At 68.2% G+C, this 21,863-nt stretch carries 19 protein-coding genes; 11 read left to right on the top strand and 8 right to left on the bottom strand.

The genetic code is table 11. The features are described from left to right. The first annotated feature begins 46 nt into the window (after positions 1-46). The 3 genes from msrA to epsC are packed head-to-tail and all read left to right on the top strand — an operon-like array spanning position 47 to position 2,173. Positions 47-601, top strand: a complete 555-nt coding sequence (gene msrA, locus LTH93_RS11590) for a peptide-methionine (S)-S-oxide reductase MsrA (RefSeq protein WP_241464851.1) — start codon at positions 47-49, stop codon at positions 599-601. Next, positions 601-1,536 (top strand): cysteine synthase A, encoded by a 936-nt coding sequence (cysK, locus tag LTH93_RS11585; RefSeq protein WP_241464852.1) that lies wholly within the window; start codon positions 601-603, stop codon positions 1,534-1,536. Before msrA ends, cysK begins: the two co-directional genes overlap by 1 nt. A gap of 49 nt (positions 1,537-1,585) precedes the next feature. Next, on the top strand, positions 1,586-2,173 hold the full coding sequence (epsC, locus tag LTH93_RS11580) for a serine O-acetyltransferase EpsC (protein WP_241471035.1): 588 nt from the start codon (positions 1,586-1,588) through the stop codon (positions 2,171-2,173). On the opposite strand, the gene LTH93_RS11575 is transcribed toward epsC, so the two are convergent. From LTH93_RS11575 to zapE, 4 genes are all read right to left on the bottom strand, one after another. Next, the gene (locus LTH93_RS11575; RefSeq protein WP_241471034.1) at positions 2,170-3,309 is read right to left on the bottom strand and encodes an NAD(P)H-dependent flavin oxidoreductase; all 1,140 of its coding nucleotides are present in this window, start codon (positions 3,307-3,309) and stop codon (positions 2,170-2,172) included. The two genes, epsC and LTH93_RS11575, sit on opposite strands and share 4 nt — an antisense overlap. Positions 3,310-3,353: 44 nt before the next feature. Further along, positions 3,354-4,814 (bottom strand): NADP-dependent phosphogluconate dehydrogenase, encoded by a 1,461-nt coding sequence (gene gndA, locus LTH93_RS11570; protein WP_241464855.1) that lies wholly within the window; start codon positions 4,812-4,814, stop codon positions 3,354-3,356. 234 nt (positions 4,815-5,048) lie between these two features. Beyond that, the gene (gene ppk2 / locus LTH93_RS11565; protein WP_241464856.1) at positions 5,049-5,972 is read right to left on the bottom strand and encodes a polyphosphate kinase 2; all 924 of its coding nucleotides are present in this window, start codon (positions 5,970-5,972) and stop codon (positions 5,049-5,051) included. Positions 5,973-6,080: 108 nt separating this feature from the next. Then, the gene (zapE, locus tag LTH93_RS11560) at positions 6,081-7,136 is read right to left on the bottom strand and encodes a cell division protein ZapE (protein WP_241464857.1); all 1,056 of its coding nucleotides are present in this window, start codon (positions 7,134-7,136) and stop codon (positions 6,081-6,083) included. Between the two features lie 88 nt (positions 7,137-7,224). On the opposite strand from zapE, the gene LTH93_RS11555 reads away from it, so the two are divergent. Both LTH93_RS11555 and LTH93_RS11550 read left to right on the top strand, forming a co-directional pair. Then, positions 7,225-8,115, top strand: a complete 891-nt coding sequence (locus tag LTH93_RS11555) for a sulfurtransferase (RefSeq protein WP_241464858.1) — start codon at positions 7,225-7,227, stop codon at positions 8,113-8,115. Further along, positions 8,112-8,606, top strand: coding sequence for a SufE family protein (locus LTH93_RS11550; RefSeq protein ID WP_241464859.1), 495 nt, complete (start codon positions 8,112-8,114; stop codon positions 8,604-8,606). The genes LTH93_RS11555 and LTH93_RS11550 overlap by 4 nt, the downstream gene beginning before the upstream one ends. On the opposite strand, the gene LTH93_RS11545 is transcribed toward LTH93_RS11550, so the two are convergent. Further along, the gene (locus tag LTH93_RS11545; RefSeq protein ID WP_241471033.1) at positions 8,551-9,921 is read right to left on the bottom strand and encodes an alpha/beta hydrolase family protein; all 1,371 of its coding nucleotides are present in this window, start codon (positions 9,919-9,921) and stop codon (positions 8,551-8,553) included. The genes LTH93_RS11550 and LTH93_RS11545 overlap by 56 nt on opposite strands. Before the next feature lie 45 nt (positions 9,922-9,966). Between LTH93_RS11545 and msrB the strand changes: the two genes are divergently transcribed. The 6 genes from msrB to LTH93_RS11515 all read left to right on the top strand — a co-directional run bounded on the left by msrB (position 9,967) and on the right by LTH93_RS11515 (position 16,297). Beyond that, positions 9,967-10,383 (top strand): peptide-methionine (R)-S-oxide reductase MsrB, encoded by a 417-nt coding sequence (msrB, locus tag LTH93_RS11540; protein WP_241471032.1) that lies wholly within the window; start codon positions 9,967-9,969, stop codon positions 10,381-10,383. A 3-nt stretch (positions 10,384-10,386) separates the two neighbouring features. Next, positions 10,387-11,445, top strand: a complete 1,059-nt coding sequence (locus LTH93_RS11535; RefSeq protein WP_241471031.1) for a threonine aldolase family protein — start codon at positions 10,387-10,389, stop codon at positions 11,443-11,445. Between the two features lie 128 nt (positions 11,446-11,573). Next, positions 11,574-12,182, top strand: coding sequence for a DUF3000 domain-containing protein (locus LTH93_RS11530; RefSeq protein ID WP_241465098.1), 609 nt, complete (start codon positions 11,574-11,576; stop codon positions 12,180-12,182). Positions 12,183-12,201: 19 nt separating this feature from the next. Next, a complete protein-coding gene (locus LTH93_RS11525) occupies positions 12,202-13,431 on the top strand; it encodes a ribonuclease D (protein ID WP_241465099.1) in 1,230 nt (409 codons plus the stop codon). Between the two features lie 107 nt (positions 13,432-13,538). After that, positions 13,539-15,698, top strand: a complete 2,160-nt coding sequence (locus LTH93_RS11520; protein WP_241471030.1) for a 3-hydroxyacyl-CoA dehydrogenase NAD-binding domain-containing protein — start codon at positions 13,539-13,541, stop codon at positions 15,696-15,698. Positions 15,699-15,865: 167 nt separating this feature from the next. After that, positions 15,866-16,297, top strand: a complete 432-nt coding sequence (locus LTH93_RS11515) for a Rieske (2Fe-2S) protein (RefSeq protein WP_241464864.1) — start codon at positions 15,866-15,868, stop codon at positions 16,295-16,297. Between the two features lie 15 nt (positions 16,298-16,312). On the opposite strand, the gene LTH93_RS11510 is transcribed toward LTH93_RS11515, so the two are convergent. The 3 genes from LTH93_RS11510 to LTH93_RS11500 all read right to left on the bottom strand — a co-directional run bounded on the left by LTH93_RS11510 (position 16,313) and on the right by LTH93_RS11500 (position 21,820). Beyond that, positions 16,313-16,804, bottom strand: a complete 492-nt coding sequence (locus LTH93_RS11510; RefSeq protein ID WP_241464865.1) for a hypothetical protein — start codon at positions 16,802-16,804, stop codon at positions 16,313-16,315. Positions 16,805-16,806: 2 nt separating this feature from the next. After that, complete coding sequence (gene dxs, locus LTH93_RS11505; protein ID WP_241464866.1) at positions 16,807-18,810, bottom strand: 1-deoxy-D-xylulose-5-phosphate synthase; 2,004 nt, start codon at positions 18,808-18,810, stop codon at positions 16,807-16,809. A 190-nt stretch (positions 18,811-19,000) separates the two neighbouring features. Beyond that, on the bottom strand, positions 19,001-21,820 hold the full coding sequence (locus LTH93_RS11500) for an aconitate hydratase (RefSeq protein WP_241464867.1): 2,820 nt from the start codon (positions 21,818-21,820) through the stop codon (positions 19,001-19,003). Positions 21,821-21,863 lie beyond the last annotated feature (43 nt).

The following is a 21,863-nucleotide window of genomic DNA, read 5'->3' as shown; positions in this document are numbered from 1 at the left end:
CCATGATTCAGGAATAGAGCCCGGGACACGGACGGTTGTGCTGGTCATGGACAATTCCCTCAAGACCGTGGTGCTCGCCGCCGGCTGCTTCTGGTGCCTGGACTCCCTCGCGCGCAGACTGCGCGGGGTTCATCACGTGCGCAGCGTCTACACCGGAGGATCCGGTCCGGCCATCTACGAAGCCGTCGCCTCCGGCGGCACCGGACACGCAGAAGCCGTGGAGATCGGCTATGACCCGAGCGTGCTCCCGGACCAGGTGCTCTACGCCGTGTTCTTCTCCAGCCACGACCCGACCACGCTGAACCGGCAGGGCTACGACGTCGGGGACCAGTACCGCTCCGCGATGTTCTACACCGATGAGGCCCAGCACGATGAGTTCGCCGCCGCGATCGCGCAGGCGCAGAACTCCTTCGACCGGCCGGTCGTCACCACGCTGGAGCCCCTGGGCCGAGTGTTCGAGGCCGAGGAGGTCCACCAGGACTTCCACTCCCGACGTCCTGATGTCGGATACTGTCGGGTCATCATCGATCCCAAGGTCACAAAGCTCCGCAGAGACTATGCTTCATGGTTGAAACCCGAGGAAGAAAGGTCCACTCACTAATGGCCAAAATTCTGGACAACATCACCCAGGCAGTCGGCAACACCCCACTGGTGCGGCTCAACCGGCTGGGCGCAGACCTTCCGGGCAACATCGCGATGAAGCTGGAGTTCTACTCCCCCGCCAGCTCGATCAAGGACCGCATCGGTGCCGCCATCGTCGACGCCGCCGAAGAGTCCGGGATGCTCAAGCCCGGCGGGACCATCGTGGAGGGCACCTCGGGCAACACCGGGATCGCGCTGGCTATGGTGGGCGCCGCCCGCGGCTACCGCGTGGTGCTCACCATGCCGGAGACCATGTCCACCGAGCGTCGTGTGATGCTGCGCGCCTACGGCGCCGAGATCGTGCTCACTCCCGGAGCCGAGGGAATGCGCGGCGCGGTGGAGCGGGCCAAGGCCATCGTGGCGGAGACCGAGAACTCCATCTGGGCCCGGCAGTTCGCCAACGAGGCCAACCCGGCCACCCACTACCGGACCACGGGTGAGGAGATCTGGCAGGACACCGACGGCGAGGTGGACGTCTTCATCGCCGGCATCGGCACCGGCGGCACCATCACCGGCGCCGGGCGCCGGCTCAAGGAGTACAAGCCCAGCATCCACCTGGTCGCCGTGGAGCCCGAGGACTCCCCGATCCTCTCCGGCGGCACCGCCGGTCCGCACAAGATCCAGGGCATCGGCCCGAACTTCATCCCCGACATCCTGGACCAGGGCATCTACGACGAGGTCTACCAGGCCAACCTCGAGAAGGCCGTGAGCTGCGCCCGCGACCTCGGCACCCAGGAAGGCATCCTCGGTGGGATCTCCACCGGCGCCAATGTCGCGGCCGCCCTGGAGCTGGCCTCCCGCGAAGAGAACCGGGACAAGCTCATCGTGACCATCGCGTGTGACTTCGGAGAGCGCTACATCTCCACGTTGCTCTACGAAGACATCCGCGGCTGATCCGCCCACGAGCCGTGAAGTTCGATCCCTGTGAAAGGTTGGTTCCCCCTTGGGACCTCTGAAACGTCTGCGTGAGGACATCAAAGCCGTGCGTGAACATGATCCCGCCGCGCGCAGCACAGCCGAGGTGGTGCTGGTCTACTCCGGCCTGCACGCCGTCTGGTCCTACCGGGTTGCCCACCGGATGTGGCAGACCCGGCCGCTGAAGACCCCGGCTCGCGCACTGTCTCAGGTGACCCGAGGCCTGACCGGCGTCGAGATCCACCCGGGCGCCCAGATCGGGCGTCGCTTCTTCATCGACCACGGCATGGGCGTGGTCATCGGGGAGACCGCCGAGATCGGTGACGACTGCATGCTCTACCAGGGCGTCACCCTCGGCGGACGATCCCTGGAACAGACCAAGCGCCACCCGACGCTGCGCGACGGGGTCGTCGTGGGCGCCGGCGCGAAGGTCATCGGACCCGTCGAGATCGGTGCAGGCTCCGCCGTGGGCGCCAACGCCGTGGTCGTGAAGTCCTCCCCGCCCAACTCGATCCTCACCGGTATCCCGGCAAAGGCGCGTCAGCGCGGAGTCGCTGAGCGGAAACCCCACGTGGACCCGGCCGAGTACGCGCTGGATCCGGCGATCTTCATCTAGAGGCTGTGGCTGCCCGCCAGGCGGCGCATGACCTCGGCGGCCGGCTCCTGCGTCGCAGCCGCGAAGCCGGTGCCCGCCCAGAGGTTGAGTCCCTGCGGGTCTGAGGCCGCGCCGGCGGCTCGGCGCAGCCCGCTGCTCAGCTGATGCAGGGCGGGGAAACCCGACGGCGCGGACATGGTCAGTGCGTCGGTGAAGCTGTTTCGCAGCGCCCGCGCCGGTCGCCCCGAGAACGCCGTGGTGATGATGGTCTCCGGCTCCCCCGGTGGAGTCACCAGGGCCTGTTGGTGAGCCAGATTAGTCCCGCTCTCGGGACACCTCAGCAGCGCAGTGCCCAGCACCGCGGCCTCCGCCCCTGCGCTCAGTGCGGCACTGACCCCCTCGGCGTCGGCGATGCCGCCGGCGGCCCACAGCGGCAGCTCGGTGAGCCCGGCGACTGCCTGCAGCAGCTCGAGAAGATCGATGTCCGCAGGCACCTGCTGCTGAGTCCAGGTTCCGGAGTGACCTCCGGCCGATGATGCTTGGACGATCAATCCGTCCACCCCGGCGCTGGCAGCCGTCACGGCCTCCTCCACGGAGGTGACCGTCTGCAGCACCCGCGCCCCGGTGGCCTTCATCCGCTCGATGTCCTGGATCTGCGGCAGACCGAAGGTCAGGCTGATCAGCGGCACCGGATTCGCCTCGAGCTCCGCAAGCTTCTGCTCCCAGGAGTCGTCCCAGAGCCGAGCCGGTGACCCGACGCCCGTGGTGCCACTGATGCCGGCTTCCCAGGTGACGCCGGCGAGGCTGCTGATCTCCGGAAGCTCCACCTCAGCCGCCCAGTGCGTCGCGTCCCGCGCGTGCTCATCCAGCCAGGCCTGGACCGCGTCACGGTGCCGGGTGAGGTCCTCGGCGCTGATCGGGACCGGGTTCGGCACGAAGAGATTGACCCCGAAGCGCGGGGTGGACTGCCGCACCCGGTGGATCTGTGCGGCCAGGTCCTCGGCGCTCTTGTATCCGGCCGCGAGGAAGCCGATGCCCCCTGCCTCGGAGGCGGCGATCACAAGCTCAGGACGGCTCGGTCCGCCGGCCATCGGGGCAGCGACCATGGGAATGGTGGCGCCTGACGAGGCCAGCAGTCCGGCCGTCCTGGTGCTCATGCGCTCAGCTCTGCAAGGTCGGAGTCGACATCTGGTTCAGCGGATCAGGCGTCGATCTCGCTGCGGTCACCGGACCACATCGTGTGGAAGGTGCCTTCCTTGTCCACGCGCTTGTAGGTGTGTGCCCCGAAGTAGTCGCGCAGCCCCTGGGTCAGCGCGGCCGGCAGCCGTTCGCGGCGCAGGCTGTCGTAATAAGACAGCGAGGAGGAGAACACCGGGGCGGGGACGCCGTAGGTCGCGGCGGCCGCGACCACGCGGCGCCAGGCCGGGAGGCATTCGTTGATGGCCTCGTTGAACTCCGAAGCCAGCAGCAGGTTCTTGGGCTGCTGGTCGCGGGGCGCGTCGTAGGCCTTCATGATGGTGTCCAGCAGGTCGGCGCGGATGATGCAGCCGGCGCGCCAGAGCGAGGCGATGGCCTTCAGGTCCAGGTCCCAGCCGAACTCTTCGCCGGCGGCGACGAGCATGTCCAGGCCCTGGGCGTAGGCGACGAGCTTGGAGGCGTAGAGGGCCTTGCGCACGTCTTCGACGAGGTCCTGGCGATCTTCGGGGCTGCCATACTTCTCCGTGGCAGAGAGGGTCTCATCGACTCCGGCGCTGAAGGTGGCGTTGGTGACGGCGCGCAGCTCGCGCTGGGAGGAGATCGAGCGGGCGAAGACCGACTCGGCGATGGCGGTGACCGGTGAGCCCACCTCCAGGCCGGAGATCGCGGTCCAGCGGCCGGTGCCCTTCTGGCCGGCGGAGTCCACGACCACGTCCACCAGCGGACGGCCGGTGGTCTCATCCTCCTGCTCGAGCACCTCGGCGGTGATCTCGATCAGGTAGGAGGCCAGGTCGGTGGTGTTCCATTCGCGGAACACACCTGCCTGCTCGCGGGGTTCGATGCCGGCGAGGGACCGCATCAGGTCGAAGGCTTCACCGATGACCTGCATGTCGGCGTATTCGATGCCGTTGTGGACCATCTTCACGTAGTGGCCGGCGCCGTCGGTGCCGACCCAGGCGCAGCAGGGCTCGCCGTTGTACTTCGCCGAGATCTTCTCCAGCATCGGGCCCAGGGAGTCGTAGGACTCCTTGGAGCCGCCGGGCATGATCGAGGGGCCGTTGAGCGCTCCCTCTTCGCCCCCGGAGACGCCGACACCGACGAAGTGCAGGTTCTTCGCGCGCAGGCTCTCCTCACGGCGTCGGGTCTCTTCATAGAAGGAGTTGCCCCCGTCGATGATGATGTCGCCCTCATCGAGCAGGGGCACCAGATCCGCGATCACCGAGTCCACCGGCGCGCCGGCCTGGACCATGATCAGCACGCGGCGGGGGCGCTCGAGCGACTCCACGAGCTCGGCCAGGGTCTCGGTGCGCACGAAGTCCCCGTCGCCCCCGTGGGCCTGGAGAAGGGCGTCCGTGCGGGCGACCGAGCGGTTGTGCAGCGCGACGGTGTAGCCGTTGCGGGCCAGATTGCGAGCCAGATTGGCTCCCATGACGGCCAGGCCGGTCACTCCGATATGTGCACTCATGCGTTCTCCTTCGTCGAGGTCAGTCAGACATTCTCACAGCGCAGCATGATCCCTGACGGCACGCGCGAACCGCAGTGACGCGGCCTCGCTGCAGCGTGCACGCAGCAGGCGCGCTGGAGGTCGGACATGGGATCCCGCCGTCGTGAACCTCGGTGTTCCCGAGGCGAGCACTGCAACTCTACCGCTTCGGCTCCACCGTCGGTCCGGGTCAGCCCTGAAGATGCGAGGTCGGGCTCAGTCACCCACCGCGTCGCGGCCGCGGCGCACGATCAGCGGATCAGGCTCTCCGACGACCTCGTGGTCCTTGCCCTCATATTCGAACTGGGCGAGGAAGCACTTCATCGCGTTGAGCCGGGCCCGCTTCTTGTCGTTGGACTTGATCGTCATCCACGGCGCGTGGTCGGTGTCGGTGCGCAGGAACATCTCTTCCTTGGCCTCGGTGTAGGCCTCCCAGCGATCCAGGGACTCCAGGTCCATGGGAGAGAGCTTCCACTGCCGGACCGGATCGATCTGACGGATCGCGAAGCGGGTGCGCTGCTCCTGCTGGGTCACCGAGAACCAGAACTTGGTCACGTGGATCCCGGCGTCGACCAGCATCTGCTCGAACTGCGGAGCCTGGCGCATGAAGAGCTCATACTCCTGTTCGGAGGAGAACCCCATCACGCGCTCGACCCCGGCCCGGTTGTACCAGGAGCGGTCGAAGAGCACCATCTCCCCGGCGGTGGGCAGATGATCCACATAGCGCTGGAAGTACCACTGGCCGAGCTCCCGGTCCGAGGGCCGGTTCAGCGCCACGACCCGCGCGGTCCGCGGGTTCAGGTGCTCGGTGAACCGCTTGATCGTGCCGCCCTTGCCGGCGGCGTCGCGGCCCTCGAAGACGACCACGTGCTTGAGCCCATAGTCCTCGGCCCAGTACTGGAACTTCAGCAGCTCCACCTGCAGGTGATACTTCTCGATCTCGTAGACATCACGGGAGAGTCGGTTCTCGTACGGGTAGTTCTCGTGCCAGGTCTCGACGGCGCGGCCCTGCGGATCGATCAGGTCCGGGTCAGGCGTATGACCGTCCAAGACCGTGTATCCGCCTTCGCGGAGCTCATCGATGAACTCACGGAGGTTCTTGCGCGCGGTGCCGTCCACCTGGAAGATCGGGTCATTCATCAGATCAGCCTTTCTCGAGAGGCGGCTGCTGCCAGCTCATCAGTAATTCATGAACACATTGTTAACCGTCTCGGCCCGATCTGGAAGTCTGCGTCCAGCCGCAGCTGCTCAGAGCGCCTTCTCCCCCATCTGGCCGGCGCGGGCGAGCGCGGTCAGGCGCGAGACCGTGCGGTGATATTTCTTCATATAGCCGCCGGACATCATCTCTTCGGTGAAGAGCTGGTCGAAGGGCTTCCCGGAGGCCACGATCTTGATGTCCTGGTCGTAGAGCCGGTCGGCGAGCACCACGAAGCGCAGCGCCAGCGCCTGGGCTTCGATGGTCTCGACATCCTTGAGCACCAGCACATCCATGTCGGTGACCAGCTGCCGGTACCGGCTGGGATGCACCCCGGTGATGTGCTTGCAGAGTGCGTCGAAGTCATCCACCGCGATGCGGGCGTCGGGGTACTGACGTGCAGCGAAGTCTTCGATCTCGTCGGAGCCCAGCGGAGCGGGCGCCTCAGGCAGCCCACGGTGGCGGTAGTCCTCACCGTCGACCTTGATCACGGAGAACTGGTCCGAGAGCACCTGGATCTCGCGCTGGAAGTCTGCCGCGGCGAAGCGACCCTCTCCCAAGGAGCCGGGCAGCGTGTTCGACGTCGCGGCGAGCTTGACCCCGGCGTCGGCCAGTTCGCGCATCAGCCGGGACATCAGCACCGTGTCGCCCGGGTCGTCGAGCTCGAACTCATCGATGCAGACCAGCGAGTAGTCGCTGAGCACGTCCACGGTGCGGCGGAAGGACAGCGCCCCGACGAGGTTGGTGTACTCCACGAAGGTGCCGAAGGCGCGCTGGCCCTCGACCGAGTGGTACAGCGAGGCCAGCAGGTGGGTCTTGCCCACGCCGAAGCCGCCGTCGAGGTAGATCCCGCTGGACACCTTGGAACGGGCCGGCGCCCGGCCGAAGAGCTTGCCGAAGAACCCGCCGCCGCTCTGGCTGGCGCCCACGGTCGCGGAGAACTCACGCAGCGCGGTGACCGCCTTCTCCTGCGAGGGGTGCGCCGGGTCTGGAATGTAGGAGTCGAAGGAGACTTCGGCGAAGCGGAAGGACGGCCGCAGGCCCTCCAGCAGCTGACCGACTCCGAGCTGAGGGGTCCGCTGGCTCAGCGGAGTGGCGTTGGACGGCATGTGACCACTCTACCCACGACTGCGCGTTTCACCGGCTGATTCCCTATCCTGGAAGGTGACCCAGTGACGACGGAAGGTTCTGTTCACCATGACCGAAGAAAAAGACTTCTCCCAGTACGCCCACCCCGACGCCCTGGTCTCCACCGACTGGGTGGCGCAGCACAAGGACGACCCGTCCGTGGTGCTGCTGGAATCGAATGAAGATGTGCTGCTCTACGAGACCGGTCACATCCCCGGTGCGCAGAAGATCGACTGGCACACCGATCTCAACGATCCGGTCACCCGAGACTTCCTGGGCCCGCAGCAGTTCGCCGCGTTCGCCTCCGCCAAGGGGATCACCCCGGACACCACCGTGGTCTTCTACGGTGACAAGTCGAACTGGTGGGCCGCCTACGCCCTCTGGGTGTTCACCCTCTTCGGCCACCGGGACCTGCGCCTGATGGACGGCGGCCGGCAGAAATGGGCCGCCGAGGGCCGCGAGCTGGTCACCGAGGTGCAGACCCCGGCCTCGGTGAGCTACCCGACGCCGGCGCAGCGCGATGACTCCACCTTCCGCGCCTTCCGCGAGGATGTGCTCGCCCACTTCGGCAAGCCGATGATCGATGTCCGCTCGCCTCTGGAGTACTCCGGTGAGCGCACCCACATGGAGGGCTACGAGCAGGAGGGTGCGCTGCGCGGCGGCCACATCCCCTCCGCCGCCTCGGTGCCGTGGGCCAAGGCCGCCAATGAGGACGGGACCTTCCGCTCGCGTGCCGAGCTGGAGGCGATCTACACCGAGCAGGCGGGTCTTGGTCAGGCCGAAGAGGTCATCGCCTACTGCCGGATCGGTGAGCGCTCCTCGCACACCTGGTTCGTGCTGCAGCACCTGCTCGGCTACGACAACGTCCGCAACTACGACGGCTCCTGGACCGAGTGGGGCAACGCGGTGCGGCTGCCCATCGCCACCGGCGAAGAGCCCGGCGAGGTGCCCGGCGCATGAGCCAGGCCCCCACCCCGCAGGGCGACGCCGCGGCCCGGCGGCTCCCGGAGCAGCTCGCCGAGGTTGTCGAGGAGTTCGCCGAGTTGGAGGACCGGCAGAAGCTGGAGCTGCTGCTTGAGTTCTCCCGCGAGCTGCCGGAGCTGCCCGCGCGCTACCTCAACAGCTATGACCAGATGGAAGAGGTGGTGGAGTGCCAGTCCCCGCTCTTCCTCACCCTGGAGTACGACGACGCCGCTGGGACCGCCGCGATCTTCTTCGCGGCTCCCCCGGAGGCCCCGACCACGCGAGGCTTCGCGGCGATCCTGCACGAGGGGCTGAGCGGGCTGCGCTTCGAGGAGATCCTCGCCGTGCCGGAGGACCTCTCGGAGCGGCTCGGACTGTCCAAGGCGATCACCCCGCTGCGGCTGCGCGGGATGACGGCGATGCTGGGCCGGATCAAGCGTAATATCCGAGTTCACCTGGCCGCGTCTGCCCCGGTGCAGGGCGGCTGAACAGGTCGGTGACCCAGTCGATCACGGTGGCGTCCCAGCGCTTCGGATCGTGGTTCCACTCCTTGACGTGGCGGGCCTGGGCGAAGGAGACATAGGTGACCTTCGGGTTCTTCCGGGCGAGATCCCGGGAGGGCCCGTAGGGCACGATGTTGTCATCGACGCTGTGCATGATCAGCGCATGGGCCCTCAGCTGGTCCGCCCGGTCGATCCAGTTCATCGCCTGAAGATCCACCGGGGCGGCGAGCCCGGTGACCCGGCGGCCGCCCGGGTTGGAGATGAACCACTGGCCCAGGCGGCCTACCACGTCGGGGATCCGGTTGGCCTTCGCCTGGTGGGCGAGCACGTCCATCCAGTCGATCACCGGCCCGGTCAGCACCAGGCCGCGGATATATTCGGCGTAGCGGGACCGGTCTGCCGTCTGCAGGCAGATCGCTCCCCCCATGGACCAGCCGAAGAGGATGATGTCCTGAGCGCCGCGCGCCAGCGCGAACTCGATGGCGGCCTCGACGTCCTCCCATTCGGTGACCCCCAGGCCGTAGCGGCCGTCCTCGGCTGCCGGGGCCTCGCCGTCGTTGCGGTAGGAGATCAGCAGCGTCTCGGCGCCCAGCGCGGAGGTGGCGGCCAGGGCGCGGATCCCCTCCGTGCGGTTGCTGCCCCGTCCGTGGACCCCGATGGCCCACACGTTGCGTCCGCTCAGCGGGCCCTGGTGATCTGCGGACAGGCCGGCGGCCAGGGGCTGCGGCGCCACGTACCAGGCCGGTGACGGGCCACCCGGCAGCGTGATGACCACCTCGTCGCTGTCGAACCCGGCGTCGGCCGGGTTCAGAAAGACCACCGAGGTCCACCAGCCGCGCACTGCGGTGCGCAGGTCCCCGCCATAGACCTTCTCCACCGGGCGGGTGACGGTGCCGCCCTTGGGCTCCAGCGTGGTGATCGGCCCGATCCGCGCCAGCGACCGCCCGCCGTGGAAGAACAACCCGTAGGTGCCGTCCACCACGGTCTCCGCGGTGATCGGCAGGATCACCTCGTCGCCGTCTGGTCCTCTGGTAACCGCGAGGATCTCGAGATCTTCGGCACGTTCGCGCACCGGGGTGACCACGGCGCGGGCGAAGTACCCGGCGAGCCCGGAACCGGCAGCGGCCAGCGTCATCCCGGCCGCGAGCCCGGTGCCCACCCCCAAGGTCGTGGCGCGGATCCATGGCGTGTGCACCGCCGACTCACGCCGAAACCTGCTGGTCCAGGTGGGGGCCGCGCGGCGGAGCAGGGCCTTCGCCCGGGCGGCTGCGGCACCGGGTTCATTCAACCGTGACGTCATGCGTCTCAGCTTACGCGGGCGCACGGAACGTGATGAGATAGGAACATGAGTGCGAACCAGAACACCGGAACCGGCGCCGACCCGTGGCGCGAGAAGCTCAGCCCGCAGGAGTTTCAGGTGCTGCGCCAGGGCGGCACCGAACGCGCGTACACCGGCGAGCACTGGAACAACAAGACGGAGGGCACCTACTCCTGTCGGGCCTGCGGCGCGGCGCTGTTCACCTCCACCGAGAAGTTCGATTCACGCTGCGGCTGGCCCAGCTTCTTCGAACCCGCCGCCGACGCGAACATCCGCTACCTCACCGATACCTCCATGGGGATGGAGCGCACCGAGGTGCGCTGCGGCTCCTGCGACTCCCACCTGGGACATCTCTTCACCGGCGAGGGCTTCGACACCCCCACCGACCAGCGCTACTGCATCAACTCCATCTCGATGGACTTCACCGAATCCGCAGAGAACTGAGCCGTGCCGGCCACCGAGACGCAGCCGCGGCTGCTCGATGCCTCCTTCGCCTCTGACAACGTCGCCGGGGTCGCCCCAGAGATCCTGCAGGCGCTGACCCGGGTCAACACCGACGCGGCCCTGCCCTACGGGGCCGATCCGGTGACCGCACAGCTGCGCGAGGTGATCAAGGAGACCTTCGGTGAGCGCGCGGAGATACTGCCGGTCTTCAACGGCACCGGCGCCAATGTGGTGGCGCTGCAGGCGCTGCTGCCGCGCTGGGGCGCCGCGATCTGCTCCGCCCAGGCCCACGTGAACAATGACGAGGGCGCCGCTCCGGAGCGCCTCGGGGCGCTCAAGCTGCTGCCGCGCCCGACCGCCGCAGGGAAGCTGACTCCCGCCGACGTGCACGCCGAGCTGAAGGCGCTGGGCTTCGTCCACGCCGCGCAGCCGCTGGCGGTCACGCTCACCCAGTCCACCGAGCTCGGCACGGTCTACACCGCCGAGGAGATCGCCGAGGTCGCCGAGGCCGCCCACGCCCACGGGCTCGGGGTCCACCTCGACGGAGCCCGGATCTCGAATGCGGCCGCCGCCCTGGGCTGTTCGCTGGGTGAGTTCACCACCGCCGCCGGCGTCGACGTCCTGAGCCTCGGCGGCACCAAGAACGGAGCCATGGCCGCGGAGGCCGTGGTGGTGATCAACCCCGACCGCGTCGCGGGCACCGACTTCATCCAGAAGTTCTCGATGCAGCTCGCGAGCAAGCAGCGCTTCGTCTCGGCCCAGCTGCTGGAACTCTTCGGCACCGACCTCTGGCGACGCAACGCCACCCATGCCAACGCTGCGGCCGCGAAGCTCGGACGCACACTCGCAGAGATCCCTGGGGTCACGCTGTCCCGGCCCACCGAGGTCAACGCCACCTTCCCCGAGGTCCCGACGAAGATCGCCGAAGCCATCCGGGACCGGTACCTGGTCCATGTCTGGGACACCGCCGCCGGCGGCAACCCGGTGCTGCGGATCATGTGCTCCTTCCAGACCACCGATGCGCAGATCGAGGCGCTGGTGGAGTGCGCCCGGCGCGCCTAGCACGTCAGACTCACCGAAGTTCCTAATCTTGGGGCGTGACAGCTTTCGGTCCCCTTGGCGGACCCGACCAGCAGGGCGCAGCGCGAGACGCATCCCAGCCGCCCCACGGTGCCAGCGGCATCGAGGGGCTGCCTGACTCTTTCCTGCAGGCGCTGAGCAGTCTGCGCCGGGCCTCCCCGCGCGCCGAGGCGCTGGTCCAGGAGGTCCCGGCGCCCTCGAAGCTGGCGCCCTTCGCGGTCGCGCTGCGCGCCGAGGTCCACTCGCACGGCGGCGTCGCACTGGGAGCCCATCCGGTCACCCGACTCCGGCCGCAGCCCGAAGACACCGAGGTCCTGGCCACCGGTCGTTTCATCCTGCTCCACGACCCCGCAGGTCAGCAGGCCTGGGGCGGGACCTTCAGGGTAGTGATCTATATCCGCGCGGAGCTCGACGCCGAGATGGGCAATGATCCGCTGCTCGCCTCCGTGGCCTGGACCTGGCTCTGTGATTCCCTCGCCCAGCACGGGGTGGAGTACAGTCATGCGGGCGGCACGGCCACCCGGATCCTCTCCGAGAGCTTCGGCAGCATGGAGAACCGGATGCCGAGCAACGATGTGGAGCTGCGCGCCTCGTGGAGCCCCACCGGAATCGGATTCGGATCCCACCTGCAGGCGTGGGCCGATATGGTCTGTTCCTTCGCGGGACTGCCGCCGCTGCCCGATGGAGTGATCGCCCTGCCACATATCAGGAGGAGCTGACGAAGTGCCGGAGACCTCGATGGACTCTCCCGAGGAGGGGCCGCCGCCCCTGCTGACCGAACCCGAGGACGGGGTTCCCTTCGTCATCGACACCGATCGCGGCCTGCAGCGCTGCGCTGAGGCGCTTGCCGCCGGCACCGGCCCCGTCGCGGTGGACGCCGAGCGAGCATCGGGCTTCCGCTACGGACAGCGCGCGTTCCTGGTCCAGCTCAAACGCGAAGGCTCCGGGCTCTGGCTCATCGACCCTGAACCGTTCACCACCCTGGCCCCGGCCCAGGAGGCCCTCGACGGCGTCGAGTGGATCCTGCACGCGGCCACCCAGGACCTCCCCTGCCTCGCGGAGCTGGGCATGCACCCGCACAGCCTCTTCGACACCGAGCTCGCCGCACGGCTGGGCGGAGTGCCCCGAGTCAGCCTCGGGGCGGTGGTGGAGTCCCTGCTGGGCGTGCGCCTCGCCAAGGAACACTCAGCAGCAGACTGGTCGCGGCGTCCGCTGCCGCAGGACTGGCTGCGCTACGCGGCCCTCGACGTCGAACTGCTGATCCCGCTGCGCGAGAGCCTCACCGAGCTGCTGCGCGAGCAGGAGAAGCTGGGCTGGGCCGAGCAGGAGTTCGAGCATCTGCGCACCCACCGGCCGATCACGGTCCCGCGCAGCGAACGCTGGCGCAAGGCCACCGGGGTCAACCGGCTCAAGACACCGCGGAAGCTCGCGGTGCTGCGTGAACTCTGGGCAGCCAGGGAGAACATGGCCGAGACCAAGGACATCGCCCCCGGACACATCCTGCCCGACTCGGCGCTGGTCGCCGCGGCCGACGCGGTGCCGCGCACTGTTCCCCAGCTGCTCTCGGTCAAGGGCTTCTACGGCCGGGCAGCCAAGCGCGAGGCGCCCAAGTGGCTGCGCGCGATCGAATCCGGGGCCCAGAACACCGATGCTCCGGAGTCCAAGCGGCGCGCCGCCGGTCCCCCGCCGCCACGGACCTGGAAGGACCGCAACCCGCTGGCATTCCGCCGCTACCGCACCGCCCGGGACTGGCTGACCCACCGCGCCGACGAGCTCGACCTCATGCCCGAGACCCTGCTGACCCCGGCCGTGCTCAAGCAGCTCTGCTGGACCCCGCCGAAGGTCATGGACCTGGACGGCGTCAGCGCCGCACTGCGCGAGCTCGGCGCCAGGCCATGGCAGATCGAGCAGTGCGCCGCCATCGTCACCGTGGCCCTGCTCGACCCGGAGCCGCTCGAGTCCTTCTGACACCCACGGCGGCGGTTTCCTCCTTGGTTACTCATGGGTAGGATGTGAGCTGAGACTCACCCGAGGCGCGGTTGCCCCGCGCCGACCCCACGTCACGGAGGCAGCACATGACATCAGCGCACTCACCCGAGATCCCGACAGAGGCTCTGGACTTCTCCCACTTCGCGGACCTCGCGGAAGCCTTCAGCGACGAGGTCATCACGCACTCTCGCGCCGAGGACATCGCACTGCCCGACGGCGCCGGCACGCTGGTGCTCGTGCGCCTGGACAATGACCAGCCCAAGCGCCCCTCCACCCTGGGCCCGAGCAGCCTCATCGGGTTCGGCGAGGTCCTCGCCGCCCAGCTGCCCCGGGCCCGCGCCGGAGAGATCGCCGGCATCGCGGTGATCGGCAAACCCGGGGTGCTCGCCGCCGGCGCAGACTTGGGCGCCGCCGAACGGGTGGAATCCCGCGACCACTCCACCGCCATGGCCGATCTGGGCCACCACGCCTACCGGCTGCTCGAGGACTTCCCGGTGCCCAGCTTCGCCTTCATCAACGGCACCGCACTGGGCGGCGGGCTTGAGATCGCCCTGGCCGCCCAGCACCGCACCGTCTCCACGGCGGCCAAGGGCATCGGACTGCCCGAGGCCTTCCTGGGCCTGGTCCCGGGCTGGGGCGGCATCTACCGGCTCCCGCGCCTGATCGGCCCCGAGGCCGCCGCCGAGGTCATCTTCACCAACGCGCTGAACAACAACCGCACCCTGACCGGGAAGAAGGTCCACGCCTTGGGGCTCGCCGATCAGCTCCTCGAGGCCGAGCAGTTCGAGGCCGAGAGCATCGCCTACGCGGGGAGGATCATCACCGGTGATGCCGCCACCGCGGAGCAGCTCGCCGCGCACCGCAGCCATGACGACTCCCCCGAGGCCTGGACCCGCGCGATCGAAGCCGCCGAGCGCACCGTCGCGACCAAGCTTGGCCCCTCCGCCCCCGCCCCGCGCCGCGCGCTGGACCTGTTCACCCAGGTGCCTGAGCGCACCCGGGAGCAGAGCCGCGCCGCCGAGTGCGAGGCGCTGGGCGATCTGATGCTCACCGATGAGTTCCGCAACACCGTCTACGCGTTCCTGAACCTGCTGCAGAAGCGGGCCAAGCGTCCCGCCGGGGTGCCCGAGGTCCAGCCGCGCAGCATCGGCAAGGTCGGCGTGGTCGGGGCAGGACTCATGGCCTCCCAGCTCGCGATGGTCTTCGCCGCGCAGCTGCAGGTTCCGGTGGTGCTCACCGACATCGACCAGGCCCGAGTGGACAAGGGGCTGGACCACATCGCGGCCCAGCTCGAGAAGCAGGCCAGCAGGGGCCGGATCACGCAAGAGCAGGCCGCCGGGCTGCGCGGACTGATCACCGGCTCCACCGACAAGTCCGTCTACGCCGACGCGGACTTCGTCATCGAGGCGGTCTTCGAGGAGATCGGCGTGAAGAAGCAGGTCTTCGCCGAGCTGGAGCAGATCGTGCCGGCCGAGACGATCCTCGCGACGAACACCTCCTCGCTCTCGGTCACCGAGATGGCAGCTGACCTCTCCCACCCCGAGCGGGTCATCGGCTTCCACTTCTTCAACCCGGTCGCCGCCATGCCGCTGGTCGAGATCGCCCGGGCCCCGCAGACCGCTGATGAGCCCATCGCCACGGCCTTCGCCCTCGCCGCGGGACTGCGCAAGACCCCGGTGCTGACCAGCGACGCGACGGCGTTCGTGGTCAACCGGGTGCTGCTGCGGCTGATGGCCGAGGTGCAGAAGGCCTTCGACGAGGGCACCGACGCGGCCACGGCTGACGCCGCGCTGAAGCCCATCGGCCTGCCGATGAGCCCCTTCACGCTGCTGGCGATGGTGGGCATCCCGGTGGCCCAGCACGTCACCGAGTCGCTGCACACCAGCTTCGGGGACCGATTCCACGTCTCGGCCAACCTGCAGCGCCTCATCGACGCGGGCGTCACCGAGATCTGGAGCACCGACGCCGCCGGGCAGCCGTTCATCAAGGACAGCACCATCGGCCTGATGAGCTTCGGCAGCGCACCCCGCACCGCGGAGCAGCTGCTCACCACGGTCCAGGACGCCCTCGCCGAGGAGATCGGGATGATGCTCGATGAGGGCGTCGTCGCCTCCCGCCAGGATGTGGACCTGTGCATGATCCTGGGGGCCGGCTGGCCGCTGCACCGCGGTGGGATCACCCCCTACCTGGATCAGGTCGGCGCCAGCGAGCGGGTCAATGGTCGTACGTTCAGCGCGCGCGACTGAGCCACTGCCGGGTCCGCGCTGAGCTCCGGGGCTGATGAGCTCCGGGGCCAGCGGGATCCGGGCCAGCTGGTCCAGGTCAGCGGTCCGGGCCAGCTGTTGGATCAGCCCCGGTACAGGGTGCTGACACAGAGGCTGGTCCCGGACCGATCACTCGTAGACTGGGCCCCATGACTTCGCCATGCTGTGACCGCCGTCGATTCCTGCACGCCTCAGCCCTGACTGCGGGCTCGGCGGCGCTGCTCACCGCCTGCGGGACTGATGAGTCGCCCGAGCCTGCCACGCCGACCCGGGCCGAGGGCGGCTCCTGGACCGAGGTCATGCCGCTTGCCGACCTGGAGGTGGGGGCCAGCAGCACAGCCGAGATCGGTGAGACGCAGCTGCTGCTGCACCGCAGCGATGAGGACACGGTCCACGCCTTCTCCGCGGTCTGCACGCATGAGGGATGCGCGGTGGGCACCGAGCCGGAGCGCTTCGCCTGCCCGTGCCACGGCTCGATCTTCAATCTGGAGACCGGGGCCGCCGAGGGCGGCCCGGCGCGTGATCCGCTGACCCGCTACCCCGCCGAGATCGACGGGGAAGCCATCCGGGTCCAGGCGTAGCGTCCGCCTCCGGGCTCAGCCGACGCGCAGCTCGATCTTCGAGGCAGGGACGTCGCCGGCGCGCATGGCGGCCTTCACGGCCTCCTTCGCCTTGCCCTGGTGCAGCGTCTTGATGCGCATCACCGAGGCGTGACCGCCGGCGTGGGGCTCGGTCACCGGGTCGCTGAGCAGACCCAGGCCGCGCCAGGCCAGCGTGGCGAGCACCTCACGGTGCACGGCGCCGATGTTGCGCTCCTCAGACGCGCTGGGCTGTGCGCCCTTCAGCGGGTAGAGCAGGCGCATCTCGATCTGGGCCTCGGCGGGAGGTTCGGTGAAGCCGTCGGCCCGGCACTGGGCGGTGAAGCTCTCGAGCAGCTGCTCGGCCTCCTCCGCGCTGGCACCCTCCGAGGAGAGCTTGCCGTTGGCGCCCAGCACCCCGTGGTGGATGACGAACTCTCCGGTCGCTTCGTCGTACCAGGCTTCACGATAGTTCCAGGCCTGCTCGTCGCGGCGGTAGAGAGTGATCAATGTCAGACCTTTCGGGTGCGGAGACTGGGGATCTGGCCGGTGGGAAACGGTTCACCGGGCAGCGGACGGGCGTAGGGGACCTTCGTGCCGAGGACCTGTCCGACGGCGTCCTGGGTGATCTTCTGTGCCGTGAGGCCCACGCGTTCGAGGACCTCGCCGCGGGTGCCGTGGCGGAGGAACTCCACCGGCAGTCCCACCTCGTTCAGGCCGGTGTCAACGCCGGCCTCGCGCATGCTCTGTCGAATGCGCGAACCCACGCCGCCGGCCTTGACGCCGTCCTCGATGCAGATCACGGTCCGGTGCCGAGCGGCCAGCGAGACCACCGAGTCCGGCACCGGCAGCACCCAGCGCGGGTCTACCACGGTGGCGCTGATGCCTTGATCGGCGAGCCGCTGAGCGACGTCGAGGGAAAGTTCGGCCATGGTGCCGACGGAGACGATGAGCACGTCGTGCGCGTAGGGCTTCTGCGCCTCGGAGCTGGCCGCGGAGCGCCAGAGCACGTCCACGCCATCCTCAAGACGTTCGAGCGCATCGATCTCACCGTTGACCGAGCCCTTGGAGAAGCGCAGCACCGTCGGAGCGTCGTCCACAGCCACCGCCTCGCGCAGCTCCTCGCGCAGCCGGGTGGAGTCACGTGGGGCGGCGATCCGCAGGCCCGGGACGATCTGGAGCAGCGAGAGGTCCCACATGCCGTGGTGGCTGGGCCCGTCGGGTCCGGTGACTCCGGCCCGGTCGAGGACCACCGTGACACCTGCTCGGTGCAGGGCGACATCCATCAGCAGCTGATCGAAGGCGCGGTTGAGGAAGGTCGCGTAGATCGCGACCACCGGGTGAAGTCCCCCGAAGGCGAGTCCGGCGGCGGAGGTCAGCGCGTGCTGCTCGGCGATGCCGACGTCGAAGACGCGTTCCGGATGCTTCTGCGCGAAGCTGCGCAGACCGACCGGGATCATCATCGCACCGGTGAGCGCGACGATGTCCTCACGCTCATCAGCGATGGCGGTGATCTCTTCTTCGAACACCGAGGTCCAGGAGCGTGCGCCGCCGCGGTGCACCGGCTCCCCGGTCTCCGGGTCGATGACGCCGACGGCGTGGAACTGGTCGTTCTCATCGGCTCGGGCGGGAGCGTATCCCTTGCCCTTCTCGGTCAGCGCGTGCACGATCACCGGTCCGCCGTAGTTCTTCGCGTCGGTGAGCGCCTCTTCCAGGGCGCCCTGATCGTGGCCGTCCACCGGCCCGATGTACTTCATGCCGAGGTCCTCGAAGAGTCCCTGGGGGGCCCAGAAGTCCTTGGCGCCCTTCTTGGCGGCGTGCAGGCTGCGGTAGACCATCTTGCCGACCGGTCCGCCGTTCTGCAGCCTGGTCTTGGTGCCGTCCATGACGTTCTCATAGGTGCGGTGGGTCCGCACCTTGTCCAGGAAGTTCCGGCGCAGCCGGCCCAGCTGATCGGCCAGACCCCCGACGGTGGGCGCATAGGAGCGCCCGTTGTCGTTGACCACGATGATCACGCGGCGGTCTTTGTCGGCTGCGATGTTGTTCAGCGCCTCCCAGGCCATGCCGCCGGTGAGCGCGCCGTCGCCGATCACCGGGATGACGCAGCGGTCAGCTTCCCCTGCGAGCACGCGGGCCTTGGAGATCCCGTCTGCCCAGGAGAGCGAGGAGGAGGCGTGGGAGGACTCGACGATGTCATGCACCGATTCGGCCCGCTCCGGGTACCCGGCGATGCCGCCGGTCTGGCGCAGCGTGGAGAAGTCCTGCCGCCCGGTGACCAGCTTGTGCACATAGGACTGGTGGCCGGTGTCGAAGATGATGGAGTCCCGCGGGGAGTCGAAGACCCGGTGGATCGCCAGGGACAGCTCGACCACGCCGAGGTTGGGTCCGAGATGCCCGCCGGTCTTGGAGACGTTGGCGATGAGGAACTGCCGAATCTCTGCCGAGAGCCTCTCCATCTGCTCGTCGCTGAGCTTGGACAGCTCCTGCGGAGACGTGATTGTCTGCAGAATACTCATTGGTGCATTCTACCTCTCGCGTCCTGCGCGGACGGACCTTGACGGTTCTCCGACACTTTCTCTGACACATTCCCAAGACACATTCCCGAGACACATTCCCAGACACGGAGGGGCGCTCCGATCCGTGGATCGAAGCGCCCCTTCGCGGATGAGACGACCGGAGCCGCTCAACAGCCCAGGATCAGGCTGACTACTTCTTCACCAGCTGGCGCAGCACGTACTGCAGGATGCCGCCGTTGCGGTAGTAATCGGCCTCGCCCGGTGTGTCGATGCGGAGCACGGCGTCGAAGCTGACCTCTGCGCCGTCCTCCTTGACCGCGGTGACCTTGACCGTCTTCGGGGTGGTGCCGCTGTTCAGCTCGGTCACCCCGGAGATGGAGTAGGTCTCGTAGCCGTCGAGGCCGAGGGTGTCGGCCGACTCGCCTTCGGGGAACTGCAGCGGCAGCACGCCCATGCCGATCAGGTTCGAGCGGTGGATGCGCTCGAAGGACTGGGTGATGACCGCGCGGACGCCGAGCAGGCTCGTGCCCTTGGCGGCCCAGTCACGCGAGGAGCCGGAGCCGTATTCCTTGCCGCCGAGGACCACCAGCGGAATGCCGGCCTCCTGGTAGTTGACCGCCGCGTCGTAGACCGCGGACTGCGGAGCGCCTTCCTGGGTGAAGTCGCGGGTGTAGCCGCCCTCCACGCCGTCGAGCAGCTCGTTCTTGATGCGGATGTTCGCGAAGGTGCCGCGGATCATGACCTCGTGGTTGCCACGGCGGGAGCCGTAGGAGTTGAAGTCCTTGCGCGCCACGCCGTTCTCCAGCAGGTACCGACCGGCCGGGGTGTCCGACTTGAAGGATCCGGCCGGGGAGATGTGGTCGGTGGTGACCGAGTCGCCCAGCTTCAGCAGCACCCGGGCGCCTTCGATGTCGGTGACATCGGAGGGCTCGAGCTTCATGCCGTCGAAGTAGGGGGGCTTCCGGACGTAGGTGGAGTCCTCGTCCCAGGCGAAGGTGGAGCCCTCGGGGGTCTCCAGCTCCTGCCAGCGGTGATCCCCGTCGAAGACGGTGGAGTACTTGGAGGTGAACATCTCGGTGTCGATGGACGCGTCGATGATCTTCTGCACCTCGACCGGGTCCGGCCAGATGTCGGCGAGGAAGATGGCCTTGCCGGACTCGTCGTGGCCCAGCGGCTCGTTCTCGAAGTCGAAGTCCATGGTTCCGGCCAGGGCGTAGGCGACCACCAGCGGCGGGGAGGCCAGGTAGTTCATCTTCACGTCCGGGTTGATCCGGCCCTCAAAGTTGCGGTTGCCCGAGAGCACCGAGGTCACGGCGAGATCCTGTTCCTGGATCTTCTGCGAGATCTCCTCCTCCAGCGGACCGGAGTTGCCGATGCAGGTGGTGCAGCCGTAGCCGACCACGTAGAAGCCGACCTTCTCGAGGTACTCGATCAGTCCTGACTTCTCGTAGTAGTCGGTGACGACCTTGGAGCCCGGAGCCAGGGAGGTCTTGACCCAGGGCTTGTTGGTCAGGCCCTTCTGGACCGCGTTGCGGGCCAGCACGCCGGCGGCCATCATCACGTTCGGGTTCGAGGTGTTGGTGCAGGAGGTGATGGACGCGATGGAGACCGCGCCGTGATCGAGGTGGAACTCGCGACCGTCTGGCATGGAGACCGGGGTCGGGTTCGACGGCCGGCCGTCAACGGGGGCCCCTGAGGTGTCGCGCGGCTTGTCCTTTGCGGACTGCTCGTCGGTCGCGTCGTGCGACGGCGCGTCGGAGGCCGGGAAGGACTCTTCGGAGGCCTCGTCGACGGCGCCGTTGGTGGTGGACCCGTTCTTGGCGTAGTTGTGGATGTCCTTGCGGAACTGCTCCTTGGCATCGGTGAGCTCGATGCGGTCCTGCGGACGCTTCGGGCCGGCGATGGAGGGCACCACGGTGGAGAGGTCCAGCTCGAGGAACTCCGAGAAGCGCAGCTCGCGGGAGGGATCGTGCCACATGCCCTGTTCTTTGGCGTAGGCCTCGACCAGTGCGAGCTGATCCTCCGTGCGCCCGGTCAGGCGCAGGTAGCCCATGGTGACGTCGTCGATCGGGAACATCGCCGCGGTGGAGCCGAACTCCGGGGACATGTTGCCGATGGTGGCGCGGTTGGCCAGCGGCACAGCCGCCACACCCTCGCCGTAGAACTCCACGAACTTGCCGACCACACCGTGCTGGCGCAGCATCTGGGTGATGGTGAGCACGACGTCGGTGGCGGTGGCTCCGGCGGGGATGGATCCGCTGAGCTTGAAGCCGACGACGCGCGGGATCAGCATGGAGATCGGCTGGCCGAGCATCGCTGCCTCGGCCTCGATGCCGCCCACACCCCAGCCGAGCACGCCGAGGCCGTTCTCCATGGTGGTGTGTGAGTCGGTGCCGACACAGGTGTCGGGGTAGGCGCGCAGGGCGCCGTCGACCTCGCGGGTCATCACGGTGCGGGCCAGGTTCTCGATGTTCACCTGGTGGACGATGCCCATGCCCGGGGGGACGACCTTGAAGTCGTCGAACGCGGTCTGGCCCCAGCGCAGGAACTGGTACCGCTCACCGTTGCGCTGGTACTCCATGTCCATGTTGCGCTCGATGGCGTCGGAGTTGCCGAAGGAGTCGATCTGGACGGAGTGATCGATCACCATCTCGGCGGGTGCCAGCGGGTTGATCTGCTCGGGCTTGCCGCCGAGCTCCTTGACGGCCTCACGCATGGTCGCCAGGTCCACCACGCAGGGGACGCCGGTGAAGTCCTGCATCAGGACGCGGCCGGGGGTGAACTGGATCTCGGTGTCCGGCTGAGCGTTCTCATCCCACTGGGCCAGAGCCTTGATGTGCTCGGCGGTGACGTTTGCACCATCTTCGGTGCGCAGGAGGTTCTCGAGCAGGACCTTCAGGCTGTAGGGAAGGGAGTCATATCCCTCCACAGCCTTGAGTCGGAAGATTTCATAGTCGGTGCCGTCGACGTTGAGGACGCCTTTGGCCCCATAGCTGTCCGCTTTATTCACTCGGGACTCCTTGTTAGTTGCCAGTCGTGCCAGCCCGCGCCGA

This window comes from Nesterenkonia sp. DZ6, from assembly GCF_022565835.1.
GTDB lineage: Bacteria > Actinomycetota > Actinomycetes > Actinomycetales > Micrococcaceae > Nesterenkonia.
This window is presented reverse-complemented; position numbering and strand designations above follow the sequence as displayed.

What these genes read in the sequence shown, in the direction of transcription:
- LTH93_RS11525 (WP_241465099.1), top strand. Translation starts at nt 12,202, where the DNA reads ATGGACTCTCCCGAGGAGGGGCCGCCGCCCCTGCTGACCGAACCCGAG.
- LTH93_RS11545 (WP_241471033.1), bottom strand. Translation starts at nt 9,921, where the DNA reads ATGACGTCACGGTTGAATGAACCCGGTGCCGCAGCCGCCCGGGCGAAG.
- LTH93_RS11555 (WP_241464858.1), top strand. Translation starts at nt 7,225, where the DNA reads ATGACCGAAGAAAAAGACTTCTCCCAGTACGCCCACCCCGACGCCCTG.
- LTH93_RS11550 (WP_241464859.1), top strand. Translation starts at nt 8,112, where the DNA reads ATGAGCCAGGCCCCCACCCCGCAGGGCGACGCCGCGGCCCGGCGGCTC.
- msrA (WP_241464851.1), top strand. Translation starts at nt 47, where the DNA reads ATGGACAATTCCCTCAAGACCGTGGTGCTCGCCGCCGGCTGCTTCTGG.
- LTH93_RS11515 (WP_241464864.1), top strand. Translation starts at nt 15,866, where the DNA reads ATGACTTCGCCATGCTGTGACCGCCGTCGATTCCTGCACGCCTCAGCC.
- LTH93_RS11520 (WP_241471030.1), top strand. Translation starts at nt 13,539, where the DNA reads ATGACATCAGCGCACTCACCCGAGATCCCGACAGAGGCTCTGGACTTC.
- ppk2 (WP_241464856.1), bottom strand. Translation starts at nt 5,972, where the DNA reads ATGAATGACCCGATCTTCCAGGTGGACGGCACCGCGCGCAAGAACCTC.
- LTH93_RS11575 (WP_241471034.1), bottom strand. Translation starts at nt 3,309, where the DNA reads ATGAGCACCAGGACGGCCGGACTGCTGGCCTCGTCAGGCGCCACCATT.
- msrB (WP_241471032.1), top strand. Translation starts at nt 9,967, where the DNA reads ATGAGTGCGAACCAGAACACCGGAACCGGCGCCGACCCGTGGCGCGAG.
- zapE (WP_241464857.1), bottom strand. Translation starts at nt 7,136, where the DNA reads ATGCCGTCCAACGCCACTCCGCTGAGCCAGCGGACCCCTCAGCTCGGA.
- dxs (WP_241464866.1), bottom strand. Translation starts at nt 18,810, where the DNA reads ATGAGTATTCTGCAGACAATCACGTCTCCGCAGGAGCTGTCCAAGCTC.
- cysK (WP_241464852.1), top strand. Translation starts at nt 601, where the DNA reads ATGGCCAAAATTCTGGACAACATCACCCAGGCAGTCGGCAACACCCCA.
- gndA (WP_241464855.1), bottom strand. Translation starts at nt 4,814, where the DNA reads ATGAGTGCACATATCGGAGTGACCGGCCTGGCCGTCATGGGAGCCAAT.